Source organism: Anaerocolumna sedimenticola (assembly GCF_009931695.1).
GTDB classification, from domain to species: Bacteria; Bacillota; Clostridia; order Lachnospirales; family Lachnospiraceae; genus Anaerocolumna; species Anaerocolumna sedimenticola.
In genome coordinates, this window is record NZ_CP048000.1 from 577,887 (window position 1) to 591,558 (window position 13,672).

Below are 13,672 nucleotides of genomic sequence, written 5' to 3' on the forward strand. Positions count from 1 at the left end.
TAATGTTTATTATAAAACTTTTAAGCGATAAAAACCATCTCTTTCCTTATTTATTTTCCATTTCCCCCAATGTCAGAATATTAGCATTCTCTCCATAAATCATATCATGCTTAACAATTATCAGGATGCGGTCATAAGCATAATTGTAAATCTTTCTGGTATCGATCTGCTGATTCTCATGGTCAAGGCTGGCTGTCGGTTCATCCAGTATTATTACTTTTTAGGCTCTGTCACAACAAAGAGTTGATAATTTAGCAAATTAATAAGTGACTATTGTTTTAGCCACTTATTAATTCGAGTTTGTATAATTATTTTTCCATTCTGAAAGAAAGATATTAATTTGTTCACTTGGCATAGCATACCCAGATTTAAAATTTCGAAAAATATCTTTTCCACCACCAATAGTAATCCCTGCAATTTCACAATTTTCATTCAAAACCACACTACCACTACTTCCACTATCTGCATATGCAGAATGTTTAATAATGCAATTTGTTTTACTTCCATCATCAAATATTACTTCCACTGGTTTTTTTGATATTACTTTACCATAAGTAATTAAAGTGCTTCTTTCACTATAAGGCTTGCTAATACATACAATTCTTTCTTTATAATTAGGTGATGAATCAGCAATCTTCAAAACACTAATATTTTCTCCTGATTGGAAACTTAATATAGCTAAATCATATTTTTCATCATAGTATTCTACTGTTGCAACTGGCAAACGCTCATAATATTCCTTTAACGGAAAATGTATTTTTGCATTATAATCTAAAACACGTAAAATTGTATTTTCTAAAGAATTCACTGCATGATAAGCAGTAAGTACATAATATCTATTATCAACTTTTTGAAAAACCACTGCTCCAAAACCTGCTGAGTATCTAACTGAATCAACTTCCGTTTTACATTGAACAATCTGTAAATTAGCCGAAAGAACTTCATCTGATATTTTCTGTGATATATCACTATATACTCGGGTCTTGCAAAGATAATCATAAATAAATGAATAAGCGATTAATAAACCCATCACAAGAAACAATACAGTAATACTACCAATTATTTTTTTGTATTTCATATTCACCTCATCTGTAAATTTTATATTGTTAATCTAAGCCATCAATGGAATTGGTTAGTTATTGATGTGCTGAATGTTGTAAATACCTTTTTTTGTCTTACCAGCCTTTAACTGGATTAAATCAATATCACTTTTTGTGGCAAATCTTGCATATGAGTTCATTTTATCAGTTACAAGAGTAGATTTACTCTCGATTCTGCCATTATAAAGATTATGTAAATCTTAGTAGATATACGACCTGTATTTGTCATTTTTGCGATTGATAAACCATTTCTGTTAACCGCACAAGGAACGCAAACCTTTCGTGTGACAAACCACGCAAATGAGTAGAATAACCTCTCTTATGAGTCTTTCTTGGCATTGAGAATGTTTTGTTCTTGATATGATTGCCCTTGTACGAGACAGTGAAAAAAGTTTCATCAGCCTCTACGATACCATTTAGGGTAACACTTTCTGCCATGTTTTTAAGTGCATCTAATATCTTGTGTCTCCCAAAAAAAGCAGTGTTTCTGTGAATACCACAAATCATAGCAGTCTTACGAATAGAAAGACCATTCATCATACAGTCAATGTATTTCACCCATGCAGAGAGGTCTTTTCTTGTACCAGACACGATAGAATTAGTAGCAATCACAAAAGATTTACCACAATCCTTACATATATATCTTTGTGTATCATCTTTTCTATGACCATTACGAACTACATGACTCCTCTTGGTATTAATTCCTACTATTATCATATACTAAAAACTGTCAAATTCAACCGTATATTGTGACATAGCCCTTTTTTATTACTTAATAGAGCTCTCTCCACTGATAATCGTCAGAGAGAACTTGCTTCAATAGAATCAATTGAATGCTGACATTCTGTTGAACTTTGATTCGAAATGGCACACTCTTCCGTTGGCTCAGCTAAGATAGTAAATAAAGAATCTATCATGAAACCAACTCCTTTTATATTAATAAGAAAAGATCCAAATTTTGCAATCGGCTTTTAAATTGTTATTATAAGGCTTAAACTTATTACAATATTTCTTCCCATAACCGGAAGAAACACGCTTTGTGAGTTTCTTCGGTTTGCGTACGCGTTCCAAGCAAGCTTGCTAATTCTCACTTTGCTTTCGCGGAAATAAAAAAACAATGGCAGGTATTAAACCTGCCATTGCCCATAAAATCTCTTTTTCGCTTGAATTATTTGATTTTCATCTACAACCTGAATCATTTAATAGTAAATCCGTTGTCTCCTAAAGCCTCCATCAATACCATCTCCTATATTCTGGTTAACAAATTCGCGCTACTTACAAGATATTTATATATGGAATACATGAAACAAATTCTATTGAAATTTACATTTCGCTTTTAGAACAAGCTTCTGTATCCACTACATATTATATCTAATTTGTTTTGTATTATACTTTAAATTATTATTTTTTTATCTCTCCATTAATTTTTTTCTGCTTAAGCTTCTTAAGCTGTTCCTAGTGTTATGCGCTCCTGTAAAAGGTCTGAAAAGACAAAAAAAAATGAAGTATGATAACCTCATTTTTTGTACTGGGCTACAAGGATTCGAACCTTGAGATGCTGGAGTCAGAGTCCAGTGCCTTACCGTTTGGCGATAGCCCATCATATTATATTTTGTGGTTTCTAGGACGAGATGTTCGTCAGCCACGAATGATATTATAATATAAATTAAATCATATTTCAAGTAAAATTTTTAAAAAATTAAAAGATTTTTTTATATTTTATTTTATTCTAAAATTCATGGTAATTTACAGTGTAAACTTAATCGTAAAATCTCATAAGTCAAAAACTTACATTAGCCAAAAAATGATATAATAATATTAGTAATCATTAAAATAACCTATTCACACAGATTATATTCACTTAGTAAATAAGCATGGTAAAATAGATCTCATTTCATACCCAATCGCTTATTTACTAAGCAAATTAACCTATTATTTAATCCTATGTTAAATGATAATTATTACTTCAACCGGTAGCTTACAAATGCCAGCTTTTTGCTGTCCGGGGACCAGGAATTTACATTTAAAGTACCTTGTCCGCCATATAAATGGACTAAGGTTTTATATTCACCCCCCTCACTGGACATAAGCCGGATTTCAACGTTTTTATTGGCTGGATGATCCCCTGCTTCCACATCACCCTTTTTGTAAGTAATATAAGCTATTTTCTTTCCATCCGGAGATACATGAGGGAACCAGCTGTTACTCTCATCAAAAGTCATCTGGGTTTGATCACTGCCATCTGCATTCATTCTCCACACCTGCATAAGCCCTGTTCTTACAGAGTTAAACCAAATGTAACTTCCGCAGGGTGAGTACTCCGGACCATCATTTAAACCATGGGTATCCGTTAATTTTGTTTCTATACCTCCCACTACCGGAATTGTATAAATATCATATTCACCATTGCGCTCTGCACAATATGCCAGGGTTTTGCCATCCGGTGACCAGCCGTGAAGATAACTTGGAGCAATCGGCGTTATTAAGGTAGGTATTCCCCCTCAACAGGGAAAATATAAATACGTGACATACCATCTTCATATGTATGATGGCTTACCGCCAATTTTGTGTGATCCGGTGACAGTACATGATCATTATTACAATGATCACAAATACCTGATTCTATTAGAGTACTGATATCCGACGTGATATCATATGAAAAAATTCGCCCTTCCGAATTATATATCAATTCCGTACCATTCTTCTTCCAGTTTGGTGCTTCAATTAAGAAATCAAATTCATGCAAAACAACTCTTTTTCCCGTTTCCACATCTACTGTTTCCAAAACACTTATTACATCTCTTTTTCCAATTTCATGACGTTTTTTTGTTAATACGTTCATACTACCTCTCCTTTTTATTGGCAATGAGACTTAATATTCCACCAAAAGTGAATTGTTAAGACATTTTTAAAGCTTAACTATTATATGTACTGTTTCATCTTAACACATACGGCAACCCTTTTCAATTCCAACCCTCTCCGATGTTAGATTAAACAACTTTTGATTAACCCGAAAAAAATCCTTTTTTTATAAACTCAGTGTTATATATTTTCACAAGATGAATTGGGCTCTTGTCGGGTTAATCATCCTATCTGATAATAAAGGTAAAATTATATTGAATTAAAATAAGGTAAATGCTACTATATTCCTTAAGGAAAAAATTACACTGTTAAGGAGTGGGTTTATGAGTAATGAATTATCAGAAAAAGATTTTAAGGAAGCAATTTCACATAATATACTGACCGGTGAATCAATCAAACCTTATATAAGACAAGCCATGTATTACGAGACGGATCAGATGGCCATTATCCATCACTCCAATTATATCCGGTGGTTTGAAGAATCAAGGATAGATTTTCTGGAGCAGATTGGTTTGGGATATGATACATTGGAAGCAAAGGGTATATTAATTCCGGTGCTTGGAGTTACCTGTGAATATAAATCCTCAGTTAAATTTAATGAGAAAGTACTGATACTTCCCAAAATAATTATCTTTAATGGAATTAAACTAACGATACAATACAAAGTACTGGATGCAGATTCTCTTTCCTTAAAAGCATCCGGCGAATCCGGACATTGTTTTGTAAATAAAGATTTTAAACCAATTAATATGAAGAAAAATTACAGGGAAGTGTATGATACACTCTACTCTTGGGTTAATTAATACCTGGCAGGATAGAATGCTGTTTGTCCGCATTTCATCCTGCCTATTATACTATAACATTAATCCCCTCTTAAGCTGTTAAAAGTATTGTATACGTCTAAGATACCATAACCCCATGCCCTGTTAGGATATACATTGTTTGGGTCTCTTCTGGCACCCCTGATCAGTAAATTTTTAATTTCAACACTATCCAGCATGGAATAATAACCGGAAGTAATTCCCCATTCCAGAAGCATGGCAGCAACACCGGTTGTATGGGCCGCAGCTAAACTGGTACCGGATGCAGTCGTATAAGTTTTACCCGGTGCAGGTACTACCAGGTTGACTCCTGGAGCAGCCAGGTTAGGATTTATGGTATCTATCCTGGTATAACCCTGCTTGCATTGAGATACAGGCTATTATTCCTGTAGTCATATGCTGTAACAACAATTGGTATAATTGCATTACCGGGCGAAGTCACCGTGTAATCCGGATCCGGCTGAATAAATACGGCTTCACTAGTCATAAAATTTTGGATAGGAAGCCAAACGTTAAAAGTTGATGTTAAATCCCCCGATGAATATACCCGGAACCGCCATATTCCCTCCGTTGGGTTCACAAACCTCAATAAAATCAATTGATCTCCAGTCTGTTGTTCTAATAGGAGATAATCGATATTAATAACCGTTTCTTCAAATATAAACCTGACAACTCTTGTTTCTCCTATCCTTGCAGGTATTCTTGGAATATATTCTCCTGTAGGAGATAATATATCCAAGGAAAACGTTCCCGGCGAATCTCCCCAAAATTCCATTGTAAATCCTTCATTATCTGCGCCTACCCGTAACTCCAGAACCTCTGATTGCTGCCCTCCCCTTTCAATAACTCCGCGGAAATGATGACCCGTATTTCCCTCATTACCTACGGCTACAGCAATGGCTATACCAGCCTGATCCCCAAGCAGAGACAGATAACTGCTTAAGGCACCACGTCCGTCATGAGATCCCTGGTTTGTTTCAAGACCGATACATATGGCAATAGGTCTGTTTAGTTCTCTGGCAATATCAATTAAGTAGCGTACCCCGAACATAATATCATTTTCCTGAAAAGATATGGCATCTTCCTTAACCATAAAAAAATTTCTAAGAAAACGTTTCGCTTGTTTTAATTTTACAACAACAATATCTGCTGAAGGAACTATACCGGAGAAATTATTTTCAGGGCTTGGATTTCCTGCTGTTATACCTGCTAAAGAAGTTCCATGGCCAATCTCATCCACACTGGGTACGATTGATATAGGGTCTTCATTCGCTAATGCCAGATTAATCTGTTCCCTGGTATATTCAGTCCCGTAGTAATAGGTATTCGGTGACGGCCCCGTCTGAATTGACTGGTCCCAAATTGACAAAATTCTCGTAGTCCCGTCCGCATTAATAAATGCAGGATGTGTATAATCAATCCCAGTATCAATAAATCCTACTAAAACGCCCTGCCCGCTTAAGCCAAAGCTTGGTATATTTAACAACCGGGTTATACCGGATGCTTCAAGACTTCCGGTATCCGCTAATCCAAACAAAGTTGGTAAAACAAAATAACCAATCGCCTGGATTATATCATTGGGCAAGCGATCTATTGGTGCATATACGACAGCATGACTTTCATTAATGACATTTGAACAACTATCAGGAATATTGGACAGTTCCTGCGGGAATCTGCGGTATTCAATCAATAAGTCTGCATAGTCTTCGCTAATAATCCTATCACCGCAATTTTGATCCAAGTTATTTCATCCTTTTATTAATAAGTTAATTACAATATATGACGTGCATTTACTATTATTCTTTATAATAATAGTAAATTTAATTATTCAAATGAAATATTAAAATTGTAACGAATAAATTAATCAATCATATTACTATGTAATAACTTTAAGTGGCTAATTGACTCATGTTATATATATTTTAAATGAAGAGTTAATATTATGTAAAATATAACCTTTTACGTTGTAACCTTATCACTTGCATGCTATAATGGATAAAGTAAAATTTAATTAACGCACATCCTACCCGGAGGTTTTTCGTAATTTCCTATGAGATAAAAAGGCTGAATGAAATTTTGATAGAAGAAAGGAACTCCTCAACAAAGTATTCAGTGCAATACCGCAGGTATAATTACGGTATATTATGGGTAAAAATAAATGAAATTAAATTATACGCGTACCTTTTTTATCGGATTGGGATTTTGTCTATATGTGCTTTCTGGCAGTTATATGATAATCTGGTTCCGTTAATTTTATCCAAAACTTTCGGCCTTGGTGAAACAATGACCGGCGGGATTATTGCCATGAGTTCCTATCGTTCACCGGCTGTGGCTCTGATGCCGGACATTACGCCGAAGTAATGCTAATTCCATAATCAATTTAATGGGCACTTTAGGTGCAATTTTTACATTGATTATGTCAGGTATATTAATTCCCGAAGTAAATCATCCTAATTATATGCCAACTTTTATAACTGTTGCGGTTCTGATGGTTTTGGCAGTAATTTTATTGGTTATTACCATTCGGGAGAATGAATTGGCAAATTCAAATTTTAACGAATCGGCCATTCCTAAAAATATTATCATACCGTTCCCTGTTTCCTTATTCCTTTATATTTTCGATCCTGTCATTATGCACAATGTTATGTGCCCGCCACGGAGATTCGAAACCACTTAGGAAAAGATGTGCACTGGAACATTTTGATGTAGAAGATTAATTGAAATACCATAAGATTAAACTGCATATGGCAGTATTGACAACTTGGAGGATACTATGTGGTTATATATGATTTTAACTTTAGCCTTAATTATTCTGGTTCTATATTTACTGGCAATTATGCCGAAAATAACGAACCGTCACAATATTAAATCCTGGCAGGGCAAATATTATGCGCACAGGGGACTTCATCAGAATCAGGGAGAAGCACCGGAAAATTCCATGGCAGCATTTAGGCTTGCCGTCGAACATAATTATGGCATTGAAATGGATGTTCAGCTTTCTAAGGATAAAATTCCGGTTGTCTTTCATGACTACAATCTGAAAAGGGTATGCGGTGTAGATAAAAAAGTCCGTGACCTTACATTTGCGGAATTGCAGAAATTAACCTTGTATGATTCAAATGAACGGATTCCTTCCTTTCAGTCCGTACTGGATATGGTAAATGGTCAGGTTCCTCTGATAGTAGAGTTTAAAGTGGAAATACATGATACTTCCGTATGCAAAATAACTGCACCTATGTTAGAGAAATATAACGGGCATTATTGCATAGAATCTTTTAATCCTTTGGTTTTACTCTGGTATAAACGTAACCGTCCGAATATTATGAGAGGTCAGTTAGCCAGTAATTTAATAAAGGATAAAGAAGCGGGCAGTGCTACTTTGTATTTTATACTGCAGAATCTCCTGCTTAATTTTATAACAAAACCGGATTTTATTTCTTATAATTATATACACCGTAACACGTTATCCTTAATTCTCTGCCGCCGCTTATATAAGGTACCTACTTTCGCCTGGACAATAAAATCCCAGGAAGGGTTGGAGGAGAGCCGGAACAGTTTTGATTTCTTTATATTTGACCATTTTATTCCACAGGAATAAGTATACCTTTAACCGGAAGAAACACGCTTTGCGAGTTTCTTCGGTTCACGGGCGCGTTGGAATTATTGCAAGCTAGCTTGCTAATTCTCACTTTGCTTTCGCGGAAATAAAAGTACATCTGACTGATATTAACCCGCCAGATGTACTTTTTTATTGATAAAGTATTGGATGATAAATTAAATTAACTGTTAAATTATTATAGAAATACTTCATTTCAAAATTACTAACTACCTATACAGCCTCATGGAATTTACCTAAAAATGCTTTGGTTCGCTCATTATTTGAGTTAAATAATTCTGCGGGTGTTGTATCTTCTACTATCACACCCTGATCCATAAAAATCATACGGTTTGATATATCCCTGGCGAAATCCATTTCATGAGTGACAATAATCATAGTCATATTAAGACTTGTTAAAGACCGGATAACCTTTAAGACCTCACCGGTAAGTTCCGGATCCAGCGCTGAAGTTGGTTCATCAAAAAATAAAACCTTAGGTTTTAAAGCCAGGGCACGGGCAATGGATACTCGCTGTGACTGTCCGCCGGATAATTGATAAGGGTACGCTTCTGCCTTATCTTTCAGTCCTAATTTATCTAATAATTCGAAAGCTGTTTTCTCTGCTTCTTCCTTTGGAATTCCTGCTGCAAAGATTGGTGCTTCCGTAATATTTCTTAATACATTATAATGTGGGAATAGATTAAAGTTCTGAAATACCAGTCCTGTTTTCATGCGGATATTTTTTAAAACCGTCTCATTGGCATATACGCTTTTTCCGTTTAAGGTAGATACCATAATATCCCCATCCACGATAATTTCACCGGAATCTACGGTTTCCAATCGGTTTAAGCATCTTAAAAGAGTTGATTTACCGGAACCGGAAGAACCAATTAATGAGATAATCTCACCGTTATCTGCCTTTAAAGAGATATCCTTTAAAACCTGGAGGTTATCAAAACTCTTTTCTAAATTCTTTACTTCTAATATACTCATTTTTACACCCATTGCCTATCGCAAGCAAGCTTGCGATACTGCCACATGCAATAGAATGCTGAAAAGACGCATTCTATTATCAAAAATAAAAATGGTTGAAAGAATCCAATTGCGGCATCCTTTCATAAACTATATTTTCTTTCAACCTATTTCCTCCGATTATCGATAGTAACTCATCTTACCTTCCGTCATGGAGCAGCATTTGGAAACAACGCTGTTCATTACCAGGTAAAATGTACCTGCCATAATTAATGGTATCAGGGAACCTACCCTGGACATGGTATCCGTCGCCAGTTCATAAATCTCACTGACTCCGATAACACTGACTAATGCCGTATCCTTGACCAATGTCATAAACTCATTACCCATGGGAGGAAGGATTCGCTTTATTACCTGAGGTAATATTATTTTAAAAAAAGTCTGATTTTTACTAAATCCTAATACTGTAGCCGCTTCATATTGGCCTCTTGGCATGGATTCAATACCGGACCGGTATATCTCTGCAAAATACGCAGCATAATTAATTGACATAGCTAATATGGCTGCCCAAAACCTTGGCAGTGTATCTCCGAAAACATAATGAGGAAAATAAAAAAAGAAAAATAACTGAAGTATTAACGGTGTACCCCTCATGATTAGTAAGTAGAACCGTATCGGTCCGGTAATCAGGATGTGTTTTGACATTCTGCCAAACGAAACAATTAATCCTAAAGGTAATCCGAACACCAGTGTTAAAACAAATATCTTTATGGTTACAAGGGATGCAGCCCCCATTATTTTAAACAATTCAAGAAGTGTTTCTTGAGTCATTGTAATCCTCCTTATGTAAATTCAAATGCTTCACTATTATTAGTCTGATAAGTGATATTATAACACACTTTACTGTATTAGTGAAGTAATATATTATCACAATAAAATATATGATTATTTAAGTGATATGATTGGAATTCGTAAGCGAATCATACTTCAATAAGAGTAATAACCTCAGTAATTGAATTTACGTAAAAAAGTCTGACTAATAGAAATACTCTTCATAAGTATTTCTATTAGTCAGACTTTACTTTTATATTATAACTTATTTAATTACTTTTTAGAGATAACTATTAATCTCTATTTACTACTTATTTAGAAAATTTTTACATTTTTTAAATTATTCTACTGTAGTAAGATCTTTACCAAACCAGGTCTCACTGATTTTAGCTAAGGTACCGTCTGCTGCCATTTCTTTTAAGTATTTTTCTACTTCAGCACATAATGATTTATCACCTTTTCTAAAACCTACTATATAATCTTCATCCGCTAAAGTTTCATCCAGAATTTTATAAGTTCCAGCTTCTTTTTCCGTATAATAACGGGCAACAACTTCATCCATAACAACCGCATCGGAACCGGAAACCTTAAGATCTAAAAGTGCCTGTACATTATCGTCTACTTTAACCAGTTCCTTTAAGGAATTTTTAAAATCTGCATTGGCATCAATTGCGTCGGAAGCCGTTGAACCATTTTGTATTGCGACTACTTTACCTGCAAGGTCTGCTAAAGTATTAACATCACTGGATGTCAAAACAACAGTAACCTGGGTATTTTTCATATATGGAATACTTAGCGTCATTGATTTAGCTCTTTCTTCATTATAAGTCATACCATTCCAAATGCAGTCTATATTTTTTGTAGAGAGTTCCAGTTCCTTTGCATCCCAGCTGATTGGCTGAACCACAAGTTCAACACCCATACGTTTACAAACTTCCCTTGCTAAATCAATATCAAAACCTACGATATTCTGATTTTCATCCTTAAAACCCATAGGCGGAAATGCATCATCCAACCCTAAAACAAGTTTCCCTTTTGCCTTAATATCATCCAGTGAAGTGTCTTTTCCTGAACTTTTTGCACAGCCGGCAGTAAATACAACCATTAGCATTGTTATTACAAGTAACCTGATAATCTTTTTCATTTTAAATACCCATTACATAACACATCCGCTCACAGATGTGTTACTGCCACAAATTAAAAGAGTGAAAGAATCAATATGTGGCATTCCTTTCTTTTATAATATTTTCTTTCACACTAAGGTAATATGGCCGTTTAACAACCGCAAATGTTGCATGCAAATCTCCAAGAAACTGCAAAGCAGTTTCTTTTTCACACTACGAACCCTCCGTAATCATTTGAATAATTATACGGTTTTTATAATAAGCATACATTATAGTAGCATACACTTGAGTTTCTGTCAATAATGAAGGAAGAGCGAATTTATGTCAAACGTGAGAATATTATTTAAGGCAGCATCCTTTTCAATCTGGATGCTGCCTTAGGCTTTCAATCTGTAATAAGCGGATTAATTTTTATTAAATTGTGTGGCGGTATCCTGCTGCCTTTAAATAATCTCCAGATAGTCCTTATCCGGAAGATCAGGGAATTTCTTTGCCGGCAGGGTCTGATACCAGAAAGCAACTGAAGAAATGTCCTCCTGTAATGGAAGATATCTGCCGCCTTCTCTCCAGCCTAAAGCCTGAATTGTTACCTTTATATTACTATCAAAACGGATGGGATCCGTAATATGCAGACGGTACATGCCAAATCTCTTTTGGCTTCTGTATAATTTATCCGTATGGATCTCATAAAAGCCCGTATAAGGTGATGAAAAAGATACATATTGATCATGAGTATGGGGATTTTCAAAATTATAAGAACCGCAGAAATAATCCTCCGTACCGGTACCACAGATAGTAGGATAGTCCGTATCTCCATCCAGGAAGAATTTAATTTCTCCTTCTCCCCACCATCCACTGTTGTTATTTCCCCACGCCAGGTAAGTACCAACATAATGACCTTTCCCTTCTACCTGATCCAGGATTACATAATCCGACTTATAAGGAAGAGGGTTTACTCTTCGGAATTGGGCATGAAAATAGGCGCATTCCTCTATGGGTTCTGTCAAAATATAATCAATCTGATAATAATAAACAACTTCCTCTTCTGCCCTGTTTTCCAAGGTTATCCTGCAGTTCTTTAAGAAAGGCATGGTCCAGTAGCAGTTAAAGGCACTGCCCGGATTTACGCAGACTGCCAGGGAATTTATCTGATAATATTCGTTCCAGCCTGCGAAGAAAAAGTCCCCTACCGGACACTCTACCGATGGGTTTTCCTCCTTATCCCAGTAAATTCGAAGTATTGTATTTCTCCATTTACCTGTAGGCGTCATCCAGATATGCTCAATCGCACCCGGCCCTTCTATATTAGCAATCTCAACCGTTTCTCCCGCTTTCACAATAATCCTTGGATTTACCTTCCACCCTTTACCTAGATCTCTTGCTGCATCAGCTGAAAATCCGTCTTTTAATTCACACATTCCTCCCTTACCTACTTCCCCTGACATATTCTCCGGGGAAATAGAACGGCTTTTTGCCGATGACAATAGGTGCAGATTTCCAAGATTAGCCCCAATACCATTAAACATAGTTATCCTCCTTGTTGCCCTCTAGTAATATTAAATAATTCTGTTGTCATTTTTTTCATTTCCTTACCACAAACAAATGTAATTAAGCTTTAAAACTTTACACATATAGTAACATCATTTATTGAATAATTCAAGATTTTACCTGGTCCACACTCCTTTTTATATTGCTTTTTTAACCATTTAAAGATATTCTTATTTACATAAGTATATTAGGATACGAAAGTTAAAGGCCTCAATTTAGTGTTATATACGAATACAAGCGTATATAGATTCATAATTCTATAATGAAAGGCTTTTGACCCTTAAATCATCCATGCAATTATTTATTTTAATACATCTTTGAAAGGGGATCTCTCATGTTACTAAAAATACATGAATTTGCTGAATTCAGTGGTATCTCAACCAGGGCATTACATTTGTATGACAGAATCGGGCTGTTTTGTCCCGCTAAAACAGATGAAACAAACGGGTACCGTTATTATGATACGGAACAGATGCTTGAACTTAATACCATACTGAGCTTTAAGAAAGTAGGATTGCCTCTAAAAGATATTAAAGAGATAAAATTAAGCAACTATTCGAAAGAAATTATAGTTAATAAACTGCTGGACAGAAAAAATGAAAATCAGAAATTAGTTGATATTGCCTCATTAAATAATGAAATTATAGACGTTTTATTAGCCGATCTAAAAAATTATATACCAAGTAATACTAATTCGGAACAGGAAGCACTACGCCTGTCAAAATTAGTATGTTTGGAGAATGAAAAACTGGAACAATATTTATCACAAATTTTATGGTTATAACTGAATGTAAAATCTGTACAGGTAAGCATTTT

Annotated in this window: 13 protein-coding genes, 1 tRNA gene and 1 pseudogene; 4 read left to right on the forward strand and 11 right to left on the reverse strand. The window is 35.2% G+C overall.

Going from position 1 to position 13,672, the window contains the following annotated elements; translation table 11 throughout:
• Positions 1-289: 289 nt before the first annotated feature.
• The 5 genes and pseudogenes from Ana3638_RS02485 to Ana3638_RS24570 form a co-directional block, all read right to left on the reverse strand.
• Positions 290-1,078, reverse strand: a complete 789-nt coding sequence (locus Ana3638_RS02485; RefSeq protein WP_161836649.1) for a S1 family peptidase — start codon at positions 1,076-1,078, stop codon at positions 290-292.
• 57 nt (positions 1,079-1,135) lie between these two features.
• Positions 1,136-1,784 (reverse strand): annotated as a pseudogene (locus Ana3638_RS02490) (IS1595 family transposase); the annotation flags it as partial.
• Between the two features lie 844 nt (positions 1,785-2,628).
• A tRNA-Gln gene (locus tag Ana3638_RS02495) sits at positions 2,629-2,700 on the reverse strand.
• A gap of 361 nt (positions 2,701-3,061) precedes the next feature.
• Positions 3,062-3,475, reverse strand: a complete 414-nt coding sequence (locus Ana3638_RS24560; protein WP_202621553.1) for a TolB family protein — start codon at positions 3,473-3,475, stop codon at positions 3,062-3,064.
• A gap of 107 nt (positions 3,476-3,582) precedes the next feature.
• Positions 3,583-3,942: a TolB-like translocation protein gene (locus Ana3638_RS24570; protein WP_202621554.1), complete on the reverse strand. Its 360-nt coding sequence runs from the start codon at positions 3,940-3,942 to the stop codon at positions 3,583-3,585.
• A gap of 343 nt (positions 3,943-4,285) precedes the next feature.
• Here Ana3638_RS24570 and Ana3638_RS02505 point away from each other — a divergent pair, with 343 nt between their 5' ends.
• On the forward strand, positions 4,286-4,765 hold the full coding sequence (locus tag Ana3638_RS02505; RefSeq protein ID WP_161836650.1) for an acyl-CoA thioesterase: 480 nt from the start codon (positions 4,286-4,288) through the stop codon (positions 4,763-4,765).
• Between the two features lie 59 nt (positions 4,766-4,824).
• Here the strand turns inward: Ana3638_RS02505 and Ana3638_RS02510 are convergent, their stop codons facing one another.
• Together Ana3638_RS02510 and Ana3638_RS02515 are read right to left on the reverse strand one after the other, a co-directional pair.
• Entirely contained in the window at positions 4,825-5,127 is a 303-nt protein-coding gene (locus tag Ana3638_RS02510; RefSeq protein WP_161840408.1) for a S8 family serine peptidase, read from the reverse strand.
• Positions 5,124-6,524 carry a S8 family peptidase gene (locus tag Ana3638_RS02515; RefSeq protein WP_161836651.1) on the reverse strand — a complete coding sequence of 467 codons (1,401 nt, stop codon included), beginning with the start codon at positions 6,522-6,524 and terminating at the stop codon, positions 5,124-5,126. Before Ana3638_RS02515 ends, Ana3638_RS02510 begins: the two co-directional genes overlap by 4 nt.
• Before the next feature lie 461 nt (positions 6,525-6,985).
• Here Ana3638_RS02515 and Ana3638_RS02520 point away from each other — a divergent pair, with 461 nt between their 5' ends.
• Positions 6,986-7,144, forward strand: a complete 159-nt coding sequence (locus Ana3638_RS02520; RefSeq protein ID WP_161836652.1) for a hypothetical protein — start codon at positions 6,986-6,988, stop codon at positions 7,142-7,144.
• A gap of 412 nt (positions 7,145-7,556) precedes the next feature.
• Positions 7,557-8,381: a glycerophosphodiester phosphodiesterase family protein gene (locus Ana3638_RS02525; protein WP_161836653.1), complete on the forward strand. Its 825-nt coding sequence runs from the start codon at positions 7,557-7,559 to the stop codon at positions 8,379-8,381.
• A 231-nt stretch (positions 8,382-8,612) separates the two neighbouring features.
• On the opposite strand, the gene Ana3638_RS02530 is transcribed toward Ana3638_RS02525, so the two are convergent.
• The 4 genes from Ana3638_RS02530 to Ana3638_RS02545 all read right to left on the reverse strand — a co-directional run bounded on the left by Ana3638_RS02530 (position 8,613) and on the right by Ana3638_RS02545 (position 12,834).
• Positions 8,613-9,374 (reverse strand): amino acid ABC transporter ATP-binding protein, encoded by a 762-nt coding sequence (locus tag Ana3638_RS02530; protein ID WP_161836654.1) that lies wholly within the window; start codon positions 9,372-9,374, stop codon positions 8,613-8,615.
• A gap of 159 nt (positions 9,375-9,533) precedes the next feature.
• Positions 9,534-10,184 (reverse strand): amino acid ABC transporter permease, encoded by a 651-nt coding sequence (locus tag Ana3638_RS02535; RefSeq protein WP_161836655.1) that lies wholly within the window; start codon positions 10,182-10,184, stop codon positions 9,534-9,536.
• A 340-nt stretch (positions 10,185-10,524) separates the two neighbouring features.
• Complete coding sequence (locus Ana3638_RS02540) at positions 10,525-11,328, reverse strand: amino acid ABC transporter substrate-binding protein (RefSeq protein WP_161836656.1); 804 nt, start codon at positions 11,326-11,328, stop codon at positions 10,525-10,527.
• Positions 11,329-11,751: 423 nt separating this feature from the next.
• On the reverse strand, positions 11,752-12,834 hold the full coding sequence (locus tag Ana3638_RS02545) for a glycoside hydrolase family 172 protein (protein WP_161836657.1): 1,083 nt from the start codon (positions 12,832-12,834) through the stop codon (positions 11,752-11,754).
• Positions 12,835-13,190: 356 nt separating this feature from the next.
• On the opposite strand from Ana3638_RS02545, the gene Ana3638_RS02550 reads away from it, so the two are divergent.
• Positions 13,191-13,640, forward strand: a complete 450-nt coding sequence (locus tag Ana3638_RS02550) for a MerR family transcriptional regulator (RefSeq protein ID WP_161836658.1) — start codon at positions 13,191-13,193, stop codon at positions 13,638-13,640.
• Positions 13,641-13,672: the final 32 nt, after the last annotated feature.

Excerpts from the sequence above, each read along its gene's own strand:
- Ana3638_RS02485 (WP_161836649.1), bottom strand. The coding sequence starts at position 1,078 with ATGAAATACAAAAAAATAATTGGTAGTATTACTGTATTGTTTCTTGTG.
- Ana3638_RS24570 (WP_202621554.1), bottom strand. The coding sequence starts at position 3,942 with ATGAACGTATTAACAAAAAAACGTCATGAAATTGGAAAAAGAGATGTA.
- Ana3638_RS02505 (WP_161836650.1), top strand. The coding sequence starts at position 4,286 with ATGAGTAATGAATTATCAGAAAAAGATTTTAAGGAAGCAATTTCACAT.
- Ana3638_RS02525 (WP_161836653.1), top strand. The coding sequence starts at position 7,557 with ATGTGGTTATATATGATTTTAACTTTAGCCTTAATTATTCTGGTTCTA.
- Ana3638_RS02530 (WP_161836654.1), bottom strand. The coding sequence starts at position 9,374 with ATGAGTATATTAGAAGTAAAGAATTTAGAAAAGAGTTTTGATAACCTC.
- Ana3638_RS02535 (WP_161836655.1), bottom strand. The coding sequence starts at position 10,184 with ATGACTCAAGAAACACTTCTTGAATTGTTTAAAATAATGGGGGCTGCA.
- Ana3638_RS02540 (WP_161836656.1), bottom strand. The coding sequence starts at position 11,328 with ATGAAAAAGATTATCAGGTTACTTGTAATAACAATGCTAATGGTTGTA.
- Ana3638_RS02545 (WP_161836657.1), bottom strand. The coding sequence starts at position 12,834 with ATGTTTAATGGTATTGGGGCTAATCTTGGAAATCTGCACCTATTGTCA.
- Ana3638_RS02550 (WP_161836658.1), top strand. The coding sequence starts at position 13,191 with ATGTTACTAAAAATACATGAATTTGCTGAATTCAGTGGTATCTCAACC.